We start from the raw sequence: 11,101 nt of genomic DNA, 5'->3' as shown, positions 1-11,101 counted from the left end.
ACCCTTTTAGTCAAAGAAAGTGACGGTGGTGGTAATTTAGCACGCGATGATATCCGCGGCTTATTAATCTCGATGATTGATGTCATCATCCAATGTAAACGCCTCGAAGGAAAATTTCGTGTAACAGAAATCTATTACGATCCTTTCAAACGCCGTGATGCTTTTTAAAAAAAAACGCGACCCTCACACCCCTTTTATACCAATAGAGCTTTCTTAAAAACACGATTATAAGCGACGGATATCATCGCGTACTAAATTACCACCATAGCTTCAGATTCATTTTCAATAATCGAAAGCAAAAAGAAGTAAAAATATCATCCCCATTCCCAATCACGAATGCGCCCCACACAAAAACCACAACGTGCCGAAAATGATATCTATAACCCAATATCTTTTCTGATTTTTTTTGACATCAACATTTGCAGGAATATCGATACAAAATTTAGTGACATCCACTTCACCTTTAGCTTCAGACAAGAGCTTCACAAACACCTTTTAATATACCAGATCCTGCTTTATTTGTCTTATCCATTATTATTCTTTTCGATATTCATCAAGGCGCAGTATAAAAATTTTCTTCAACGCATTCCTCTCTGATTTTGCCAAATTGCCTCAAGATGATTAACTGTAAACATCTTCAATCAACACCGGAATATTTTGACCACCCCAAAAGGGTATAACCCTATATCCCCCCTCTTTTACCCCTTATGCTTTTAAACCTAACTTTCCTTGGATTCCCTCTCGTACCTTCCACAAGATCACCAGCATCTGAATGAGTAGCAATAAAAGAAACAATATCAAATAATTCTTCAAGCGATAGGCTTTCTTCTTTTGCAGAAATTCAATAAGCTGCCATTTCAATCACAGTTTGCATACATCATTCAATATACGGAAACACCCATAACGATAATGATGTAAATTAAAAGCTAATTTGAAGTGAATGATCAGAAATATCAAATAACCAAATGACGAAACAAATCTTTCTTATCTTTAGCAATACATATCTCTTAACCCTTGTCACTTTTCTCAAAAGTTTTAAGCGTTTCCGCATAAGGAATATACATATCAAACGGCAATCCCTTTTCATAAACAACTTTTATCAAAACAATACGGATAAAATCAGACACCGTAAGTCCTAAATTTGCTAATATTTCACCGGATTTTTTTAACGCCTATCTATGCGGGATCGTATAACATCTTTTGTCACACCCACATTAAACCTCCTTTGATTACCTCTCTTTTACCGTATGGTTTAATAGGGCTTATACAGCATAAGACTTATCCTTGCCCTCACCGTATCACATCTCTTGATCTTGCACGCGCTATTGCGTTGATTTTCTCCTGTTGTCTCTGTTGCAAAAACTTAACTGCCATTTGAAGCTCTTTTATGCGTTCTTTATTATAAGACTGTTCTTTGGGGATTGCTTTTGATAAATCAAAACCATATTTATGAATGGCATCATGTCCAAAACGTTTATCTAAAACACTTTGTAGCTTTAAAAACTCTTGATTAACCTGCTCTGGTATCTTTGAATAACTATCACAACCAGCTTCAACATTTTTCATAAAAGTCACTGCTTCTTGTGAAAGTGAGGGGACTTCAACTTTTAACTGTTCACGCTCCCGTGTAACACTATCCATATGTGTCTCATAAGAATTCTTATAAAAGGATTGAAGCGCTCTCATAGTAGAAACAGCAAGAGGAACATGATAAAGCGCTTCTTTTCGTTCTTTTCCTGTAGCCTTCAATTTATCGATAAAACGATCTGACCCACGCAATTCACCCGCTCTATCAGGTTCCCTTTCCAAAATATCAGGAAGTTTATCGCCTTTACCTGCTAAAATCGTTTGCTCAATCCTAAACGCAGCCTCTTGTGGATCTCTATAAATAAATGCTAAACGACTGTTTAATTTTTTAAACATATCAATGTAAGATTTTTTATTTCTAAGGGTGCTTAGCACCTTCTGTTCTAGATTAGAGTTATCCGTATAAGCCGCAAGGTATGGCTCTCGTTCTGTTGCTTTTGCAACAACATTCAAATCATTTTGTAATTGTTCAAGTTCTTCTTTTTGACGTTTAGCAAAACTTGTCTTTTCTCTATCCCAAGGAGTTTCAATCTTCTCTTTTTGTTGTTCCAAGCACTCTTTATTAAGATCAACGCCAAAAGCAATATTTTTGCCAATACCTTGAGAAACATCATCCCTTTTATTTTCTGTAAACTTGGTAAGGTTCTTATAGATGAGTGCAGACAGATATTCTGAATTACCAAAATGTGCTTCAATTGACGCACGTGTCATTTCTTGTCGCTCAATACCCTTCCAATTGATATGGTAACCAGCTTCACGAGCCAGTTGCACCATAAATTCACGCTGAGTACGCCCATTCCCCTCTCGAAACGGATGCAACGCATTCAACTCGCCCATGTAATACCCAGCCCTTTGGCTAAAGTCATAAGCGCCAAGACCACACAAATACTGTTCTTTTGCAAGCTTTTGTGTAATCTTCGGTGCATAACTTTCAATCTGATTATAACTAGCAAACATACTATTGCCTTTGGCAATATCCACTAAACGAACTTGTCCCGCGCCCATTCATATATGTCACCAAACAGTCTTCTATGGATCTGTTTCATGTAACCCAGATCAAACTCACCACGAATAGGAGTATGTACAAATTCGAAAGATTTTACATAAGAAATCGTAGATCCTACGCGCTGCAGTGTGGCTTCATCTTTAATACCAAGCCGATTATACATCACACCAGTTTCAAGATCAGTATAAGGATCACCGCTTCCCTTATACTTCTCCACGTTTTACCCGTTCCAACAAATCTTTGATGACATCACTTGTTTCGAGCTCTCCAATAATAACACGCTCCATTTGCGCAACAACCAGCGGATCTGGCTCTAATCCCTCTAAACGTTGGCTTGCCAATGCATTTTTAGCAGCAAAGCGACGTCGCTTAATTTCCTCTTCACTCAACATATAAAACCCTCCTTTGCTTATATTTATTATAGCCAAACAGACTACAGAAACAAGATTTTATCCTTATCTTACCGTGTTCACATCTTTTGATTTTGTACGCTCATACGCATGATTTAGCTCTTGTATACGTCTCTGTTGCAAAAACTTAACTGCCGTTTGATACTCTTTTATGCAATCTTGATCATGAGACTGTTGTTAAGGATTTTTTTTGATAAATCATAATTTGTTTGCATAGCAAGCCAAGCACGTGCTGTGCTTACACCAGACATTTCAAGCCTAATAGCAAGATTAGCACTCATAGCGGCTTTTCCATTTAAAACTCTAGAAAGTGCCACTCGAGAATACCAAGCCGCTCTGCTGCTTCATTAACGGATAAACCAAGCTCTTTGATCACATCTTCACGCAATAATTCACCGGGATGTGAAGGATTCTTCATCATTGTTTGGATCTCCTTTTTAATGATAATCCAGATAATCAACCATTTCGACATCTATGCCATCAAAGCGAAATATTACGCGACAATTTCCATTTACGGTAACTGACCAATAACCTTTGAGAACGCCCTTTAGTAGATGTAATCAAAAAGACGGAAAATTGAAATCATTTGGCGATATAGCAACTTCAAAGGCACCTAGAATACGCTTTAATTTTTGAGCATGGGCGGTTCTAAACCCTTTAGTCGTACCAGTATTATAGCAGGCTTCAATCCTTTTATGTTAAAATCTTAAAAGCATAAATTAATATAGAGTGTAACCCTCCAAGATACAAAAAATGTTCATTATTTTTACATCACAGGGCTTTTTTTACTTTATAAACATTAGAACTGTCGTGAAAAAATTGATCATTCTCATCTCTTTCTAATTATTCTACTCATTATCGGAAAAGTATAAGTTTATAATTAGGGGAGCTAAACGTAATAAGAGCGCATCATATCCCCAATTGGCAGCTGCGCTTAGAAACATCAAGATGATATAACCAATGACCATTGCTGTTTGATGTTCATAGGGCGCTGCACCCGCTGTATATCCAGTAAAAAGAATGAATAACAATAATAAACTCCCCCCTACTCTAAACTCTGTTAAAATAATAACCAGTTTACGAACAAGCAAAAGAAGGCATGGTTTTAATATCTTACGAACTATAGAACACTCTACGCATTATAGTTATTAGAACTCTATTTTTCTCTTTTTTATTTAATTGATTAGTAGATAGAGTATCCATTACCGTTATTACATCACTAACATAGCTACCATACCTTTTGTAATTGCCAAAATCCCGCATTACAATAAGAGCTTTATCAAAAGATGATCTGATAATTTTCTCAAAAAATTCAAGATTCCTCAAGTGCAGTACCCATGCGTACATCATGATGAATAATAACATCCATCAACTCTGTCACGACCGTGTCCAATACTTCTCGTGCATCGCCTTCAGCCATAAGGCGGATAAGCGGCTCAGTTCCAGAAGCGCGGATCACCAGCCGTGCCTCTTTTCCCAATTGTTGCGTTGCTTTATCGATTGCCGCTTTGACTGGATTTTTTTTCAGTACATTTTTATTTTTAATCGTTACATTTTTTAAAATTTGCGGTACAGGTTCAAACCGTTTACACAATTGGCTCATAGGGCTTTGACTTTCTTTCATACAGGCTAAAATCTGCAATGCAGCCACCAAACCATCACCCGTTGTACCAAAATCACTAAGCACGATATGCCCAGAAGCCTCACCACCAACATTATATCCCTTTTGGCGCATGGCGTCGACAACATAACGATCTCCAACATTTGTCCTTACAAGGTGCAACCCTTTACTGTTCAAGAAACGCTCCAGTCCAAGATTTGACATAATCGTTGTGACAACACCATTGCACCGTAATCGTCCCATTTTATGCCAATTTTCAGCAATTACAGCAATCAACTGATCTCCATCAACCGTTTGTGCTTTTTCATCAACAATGAGAACACGATCTCCATCTCCATCAAGAGCAATCCCCACATCAGCACGCACTTCATGAACTTTTCGTTTTAAAGAGCTTAAATCGGTTGATCCACATTTTTGATTAATATTGGTACCATTAGGCTCATCATGAATAGCAAAAACCTCAGCCCCCAATTCCCATAAAGCACGGGGAGCAGCTTTATAAGCAGCTCCATTGGCACAATCCACAACAATACGCAAAGCATCTAAGCGAACATCACGCGGCAAAGTTCGTTTAGCATATTCAATATAACGATAAATATCCCCCTCAACCCGTTTTGCATAACCAATTTCAGAAGAACTTGCTAAAGACTTTGAAAGATCTGTATCGATCAATTGTTCAATTTTCGCTTCCATATCATCTGAAAGTTTAAAACCATCAGGACCAAAAAGTTTAATTCCATTATCATAGAACGGATTATGAGAAGCAGAAATCATCACCCCAAGATCCGCTCGCAAAGAGCGGCAAAGCATTGCAACAGCAGGTGTTGGCACTGGCCCCAATAAAAAAGCTTCCATCCCCGCAGCAGTCAACCCTGAAACCAAAGCATTTTCCAACATATAGCCAGATAATCGTGTATCCTTGCCAATCACCACACGACGCGATTGATGTTGTGAGCGAAATAAAACCCCTACAGCCATCCCCACCTTCATGGCAAAATCGGGTGTCATAGGAAATGAATTGGCTTTCCCCCGAATTCCATCTGTACCAAAATATTTTTGCACCATGCCTCTTTCCTTTAATATATAACTCTTCCCTTGGCTTTTCTTTAAAACCCTAACAAGCCCCCTTGGTACAATAGGCCCCCTCCCCATATAAAATCAGATCATTGGTCTAAACCTTCATGCATTTAGACAATCAAGAACCCTATTCACCATCTACACATCTAAACCCCTCTCAACCAATTATGTTTACACCCTCACACATACAAGCAATATTATCTCCTCAAAATGCTTTACACATCTCTTGAACACAACCAAAGGATAATCTCACACATTTGCTAAATCCGTAAAGAAACCCAGCACCTAACCTCAAACCTTACCAAATCCGCAAGGAAATCTATCGCCTAGCCTCACACCTTGCTAAATCCGTAAAGGAAAATACCACCTCGCCTTATAGCCTGCTAAAACTGTCATCATACAACAGCTTTGCTTAATTTTTTGCTTCCATATTTTTGCAAATATTACATTAAAGGCGCAAGCTTTGCTTGCGCCTTTCTCAAAGAATTTAGAAATTTTCCTAAAACATCGTTACTCAAGCGTTATTAAACAGTTCTTATTTTTCTTTATCATCTCCCGCAGTACTGGACTTCTTTTCAGCATTACTTTTAGAGCGGTTGACTGATTTTGTGGTACCTTTTGTGCTTTGCGCTTTTTTCTCAGTCTCATCCGATTGCACTTCTTTAGACTGAGCCTCCTTAGGCTCAACATTACCGGATTTTGCTGTTTTTTTCCCAACAGCTTCCTCTGCTTTACCTGCCTTGCCTTTATCGGTCTCTGCTTTATGAGGGGCTGCTTCAGCATCTTTTTCATCTACCACTGTTGTCTCTGTCTTCATTTTTCCAGTTTTTGGAACAGAAGATCCCCGTGGCGCAGCACCCTCATCTTTCTGTGTGCGTGAAGGAGGCTTTCCTGCAATAACTTCGTTAATTTCAGCTCCCGTTAAAGTCTCATATTCCAGCAAACCTTGTGCCAAAGCAAACCATTCTTTTCTTTTTGTTTTCAAAATGTTAGTCGCATTTTTATAGGCATCATCAATAAGCTTACGCACTTCCATATCAATCATGCGCGCTGTTTCTTCAGAGACATTTTGTGTTCGCGCAACAGAATGACCCAAAAAGACTTCATCTTGGTTATCGCCATAAGCTACATTTCCAAGCAGATCAGAAAATCCCCACCGTGTGATCATTGCGCGCGCCAATTTAGTTGCTTGCTCAATATCAGAAGAAGCACCGGATGTGATATTTTCCTTTCCAAACTTTAATTCTTCAGCCACACGTCCACCCATCATAATGGCCAAACGAGAAATCATCCATCGATAACTCATGGAATAGCGGTCACCTTCAGGCAATTGCATCACCATTCCCAATGCTCTTCCCCTTGGAACGATTGTTGCTTTGTGGACAGGATCAGCAACCGGCACATTAAGAGCCACAATAGCATGTCCTGCTTCGTGATAAGCAGTGAGTTCCTTTTCCTCTTGTGTCATAGCGGTTGAACGACGTTCAGCCCCCATCATCACCTTATCTTTGGCATCTTCGAATTCTTGCATCGTGACAACTCTTTTATTACGGCTCGCAGCCATAAGAGCAGCTTCATTTACCAAATTCATCAGGTCCGCACCGGAAAATCCTGGTGTTCCCCTTGCCAAAATTTTTAAGTCAACGTTAGGTGCTAAAGGCACGTTGCGCACATGCACTTTCAAGATTTGTTCACGCCCAGAAACATCAGGATTTGGCACAACAACTTGTCGGTCGAAACGCCCTGGTCTTAACAACGCGGGATCAAGCACATCGGGACGGTTTGTTGCAGCAATAAGAATAATACTTTCATTGGGCTCAAACCCATCCATTTCGACAAGCAACTGATTTAAGGTCTGTTCACGTTCATCGTTTCCACCACCAAGTCCAGCCCCCCGATGACGTCCAACAGCATCGATTTCATCGATAAAGATAATGCAAGGTGCGTTTTTTTTAGCCTGTTCGAACATATCGCGCACACGGCTCGCCCCAACACCAACAAACATTTCAACAAAATCAGACCCTGAAATGGTAAAGAATGGCACATTAGCTTCACCTGCCACAGAACGTGCTAGCAAAGTTTTACCGGTTCCTGGAGGACCAACAAGCAAAACACCGCGTGGAATACGCCCCCCTAAGCGTTGAAATTTTTGTGGTTCACGTAAAAATTCAACAATTTCTTGAAGATCTTGCTTTGCTTCTTCAACGCCAGCAACATCTTTAAAGGTAACACGTCCTTGCGCTTCATTAAGCAATCTCGCTTTTGATTTCCCAAATCCCATTGCACCGCGTGATCCATTTTGCATTTGCCGCATAAAAAAGACCCACGCCCCCACGATAATAATAACAGGCAATAAGGAAAAGAGAAGATTGAGGAAAATGCTATTTCCAGAGCTTTCAGGAATAGCTTTAACATTAACGTTTTTGCTTTCCAATTTTTGTATCAAACCTGGATCACGAGGAGCATAGGTTGAAATAGCTCTATGTTCAATGGTTTGTCCTGTTAATTTTTGACCTTGAATGGTCACAGATTTCAACTCATTATTCTCAACTTTTTGCAAAAATTCAGAATAGGAGACTTCTCCACCACCAGAACGCTGACTATCTCCATTAAAGAGAGAAAACGACACAATCAAAATGAAGGCAATAACTCCCCAAATGAGGAGAGAGCGGTAATTGGAATTCATATTCAGCCCACTTAATCAAATATAGATTTCAAACAGTTCCCCTTAACATATAACCTTGTCAGCCCCTTGCCAAGGGATGAGAAGCTGTTTATTTTCTTTTAACGTAATTTTCCTTTATCTTTTCACCTCAATATTAAAAAAAGGTTCCACAATATTTACCACAGCAGCATCTTCTCGTGAAGAAAGCCAATCGAAAGGTGCCATAATCCGCTTGATTATAACATGTTTATGAACAACTGCTTGAGAAATCAACTCTGGAATATCATACCCTTTGTGATTTGAGATCATAAGCAGCGATTGTAAAGAGGGAAAATGAGGCTTTTCAAGCTCAAAATCGCTATTTTTCAATAAAAATTTCAGCTGTTCTAAATTTGCGGCTCCAATCTTTATAGCCTCAGATCCATGATTTGTGATCTGATAGCGCCCATCCCATATAAAAGTTTTATCTGGCTCAACGATAGCCTCTTTCATATTCCGCCCTTCACGCCACAAAGAAATTCCGTACTTGTTATATTCAATAACAGAGCCCGCATAAGTAAAACGCTTCTTTTCTGGAGAATCGAGACAGAGTTTTTGAACAAGCATGCTTAATTTTTGATTGGGAAGCAAATAAAATCCCCCTCCCATCAACACCGCAAAGAGCCCCACCACAAAAGGAAAACTGGAATGTTTCTGTAAAAATAGCGCAGGCTTTGCTATGAAACAACGCCCATGTTTAACAGTAATATCCAGCGCTAAGATCAAATCAGCAATATTTTTCGCTTGTTGACGACGCTGCAATGCGGCTTCATTTATTTTTTGAGCAATATAAGCCAATTTTTCAGGATGAAGAGATTGACGCACGCGCACACGTTCAAAATTGCGATCTTCATTGGTTGGATCATCAATCCATGTTTGTCCTTGTAAGCGTAAATAATTCCGTAATGTTTGGCGTTTTACACCAAGGAGCGGCCGAATTAAACGCACTTTTCTATGCAACAACGCCTCACGCGGAATACAGGATAAACCACGCTCATATAGGGGACCATAGTTTTTTTCGGCAATATTTTTTCCCGTTTCTCTGGCATGATCCTCATCATGTATACCTTCGGCTTCACCGCGCAAAACACCGGCAAAACCACTGGAATAAACCTCATCACGCATGGCACCAACTTCACCGTGCAACGCACCTCTATTTTTTTGGAGACGTTGATACCGCATTTGATAGGTTTCAACCTGATCATTGAGTGTATGGCCCGTCATAATAACTGATGCGCCTTGTTTTTGTGCTTCTTTAACCAAGAGATCATAGCGTGCAACACGAGCACTGGAAGCAATATGCGTCTTTGGTTTTTCACCTTCCCACCGCACAGCAATATGTTTAATGTGATGGACTCGACAAATTTTCGCAACAGTTTCTACTTCACGCGTTGATTCTTTACGCAATTGATGATCAACCGTGACAACAATCATTTCTGGAGGAACTGAGAGAGTTTCCAAATGCTCTTTGACCAAAAACATCAAAGCCAAAGAATCACTTCCCCCTGAGACGGCAAGAATCAACTTCTGACACTGAATAAAATCCGATGTTTTAAAGAGATTTCTTGCCAGTCTAACGCACACCGAAAACAACCTCGCTATTTATTTTGCAGGTTTACAAAAAATAGACTCTAATGTTTTTTGATGTTTTGATTTTTTCAAAAAATGAGCACAATCGTCTTTATTTGGCTCAAGAGCGATCATACTTCTTGCTAATTTCAGCAAAATCTCGGAGGTATAGAGCTTCTTTTTATCTGCATACCATGCGGTAAGATAAACTTGCGCTGCTTCATGATAGCGTTTTTGTCCCAACAAAGATTCAGCCAACCAAAATAAAGCATCATCACTCAAAGAATCTTTTTTGTAACGATTTTGAAAAGCGCAAAAGCTTTTTTCAGCATCAACATAGTTGGCAGAACGAATAAAATCATACCCTTCCTTATACAAAGCTTTAGAAGAAGAAAGATTGTCACTCTGATGTGCTTCAATTGGAGCACTTACTTCATGCACTTTGTTAAAATGTTGACTGTTTTCATGATCATGGCTCTCCACCTTAGCTTCCACAGCAGCAACCTTTGTCTGATCACCTGTACTATGCTCCTGCTCTATCTCTTCTTTTACAGTCTGAGATTTTTCATCCACAGCGGACTTTTCAAAAGAGCAAGAATAAACGGACGGGGATTTTTTATCAAAAAGCCCATGAAACTGCTTGTTAACATTTTTTAGATTGTTATGCTCAAGCACCATTCGTATCTTATGCAAAAGCTTATCTAAATCATAATCTTTAAATAAAGCCTGCTGATTCTCTAAAATAATCCCTTGGTGCTCCACAACACTAGTGGCTTTTTCCTCCGCGCTAGATGCTGCTTTATCAGCTGCTTCAGGTGCTTTCTTCACTGCATCAATAGCCTTATTAACAGTGTCAGTGGCTGTTTCCTCCACGCTAGATGCTGCTTTATCAGCTGCTTCAGGCGCTTTCTTCACTGCATCGATAGCCTTATTAACAGTGTCAGTGGCTTTTTCCACCACATCAGATGCTGCTTTATCAGCTGCTTCAGGTGCTTTCTTCACAGCATCGATAGCCTTATTAACAGTGTCAGTGGCTGTTTCCTCCGCGCTAGATGCTGCTTTATCAGCTGCTTCAGGTGCTTTCTTCACAGCATCGATAGCCTTATTAACAGTGTCAGTGGCTGTTT

The 11,101-nt window shown here is 39.5% G+C and carries 8 protein-coding genes and 3 pseudogenes; 1 reads left to right on the top strand and 10 read right to left on the bottom strand.

Annotated features, from left to right (window positions below; genetic code table 11):
- Positions 1-168 (top strand): annotated as a pseudogene (locus ACFIKD_RS05080) (P-type DNA transfer ATPase VirB11); the annotation flags it as partial.
- Positions 169-1,007: 839 nt separating this feature from the next.
- On the opposite strand, the gene ACFIKD_RS05075 reads toward ACFIKD_RS05080, so the two are convergent.
- The 10 genes and pseudogenes from ACFIKD_RS05075 to ACFIKD_RS05030 all read right to left on the bottom strand — a co-directional run bounded on the left by ACFIKD_RS05075 (position 1,008) and on the right by ACFIKD_RS05030 (position 11,063).
- Positions 1,008-1,127, bottom strand: a complete 120-nt coding sequence (locus tag ACFIKD_RS05075; protein WP_375644463.1) for a hypothetical protein — start codon at positions 1,125-1,127, stop codon at positions 1,008-1,010.
- A 163-nt stretch (positions 1,128-1,290) separates the two neighbouring features.
- Positions 1,291-2,592, bottom strand: coding sequence for a Fic/DOC family protein (locus ACFIKD_RS05070; RefSeq protein ID WP_375647378.1), 1,302 nt, complete (start codon positions 2,590-2,592; stop codon positions 1,291-1,293).
- Positions 2,593-2,796: 204 nt separating this feature from the next.
- Positions 2,797-2,985 carry an antitoxin VbhA family protein gene (locus tag ACFIKD_RS05065; RefSeq protein WP_375629692.1) on the bottom strand — a complete coding sequence of 63 codons (189 nt, stop codon included), beginning with the start codon at positions 2,983-2,985 and terminating at the stop codon, positions 2,797-2,799.
- A 167-nt stretch (positions 2,986-3,152) separates the two neighbouring features.
- Positions 3,153-3,424, bottom strand: a pseudogene (locus tag ACFIKD_RS05060) (HigA family addiction module antitoxin).
- A 16-nt stretch (positions 3,425-3,440) separates the two neighbouring features.
- Positions 3,441-3,551 (bottom strand): annotated as a pseudogene (locus ACFIKD_RS05055) (type II toxin-antitoxin system RelE/ParE family toxin); the annotation flags it as partial.
- Between the two features lie 300 nt (positions 3,552-3,851).
- Positions 3,852-4,034 carry a hypothetical protein gene (locus ACFIKD_RS05050; protein WP_375647376.1) on the bottom strand — a complete coding sequence of 61 codons (183 nt, stop codon included), beginning with the start codon at positions 4,032-4,034 and terminating at the stop codon, positions 3,852-3,854.
- 281 nt (positions 4,035-4,315) lie between these two features.
- Positions 4,316-5,689, bottom strand: coding sequence for a phosphoglucosamine mutase (gene glmM, locus ACFIKD_RS05045; RefSeq protein WP_375635540.1), 1,374 nt, complete (start codon positions 5,687-5,689; stop codon positions 4,316-4,318).
- Positions 5,690-6,236: 547 nt separating this feature from the next.
- Positions 6,237-8,387 (bottom strand): ATP-dependent zinc metalloprotease FtsH, encoded by a 2,151-nt coding sequence (ftsH, locus tag ACFIKD_RS05040; RefSeq protein WP_375635539.1) that lies wholly within the window; start codon positions 8,385-8,387, stop codon positions 6,237-6,239.
- Positions 8,388-8,501: 114 nt separating this feature from the next.
- Positions 8,502-9,989, bottom strand: coding sequence for a tRNA lysidine(34) synthetase TilS (tilS, locus tag ACFIKD_RS05035; protein ID WP_375635538.1), 1,488 nt, complete (start codon positions 9,987-9,989; stop codon positions 8,502-8,504).
- 18 nt (positions 9,990-10,007) lie between these two features.
- The gene (locus tag ACFIKD_RS05030) at positions 10,008-11,063 is read right to left on the bottom strand and encodes a hypothetical protein (RefSeq protein ID WP_375647375.1); all 1,056 of its coding nucleotides are present in this window, start codon (positions 11,061-11,063) and stop codon (positions 10,008-10,010) included.
- Positions 11,064-11,101: the final 38 nt, after the last annotated feature.

It is taken from the genome of Bartonella sp. CR84HXZ (assembly GCF_042194535.1).
In the GTDB taxonomy this organism is placed as follows: domain Bacteria; phylum Pseudomonadota; class Alphaproteobacteria; order Rhizobiales; family Rhizobiaceae; genus Bartonella; species Bartonella grahamii.
The sequence above is the reverse complement of the archived record's forward strand: the minus strand, read 5'-3'. Positions and strand labels throughout refer to the sequence as shown.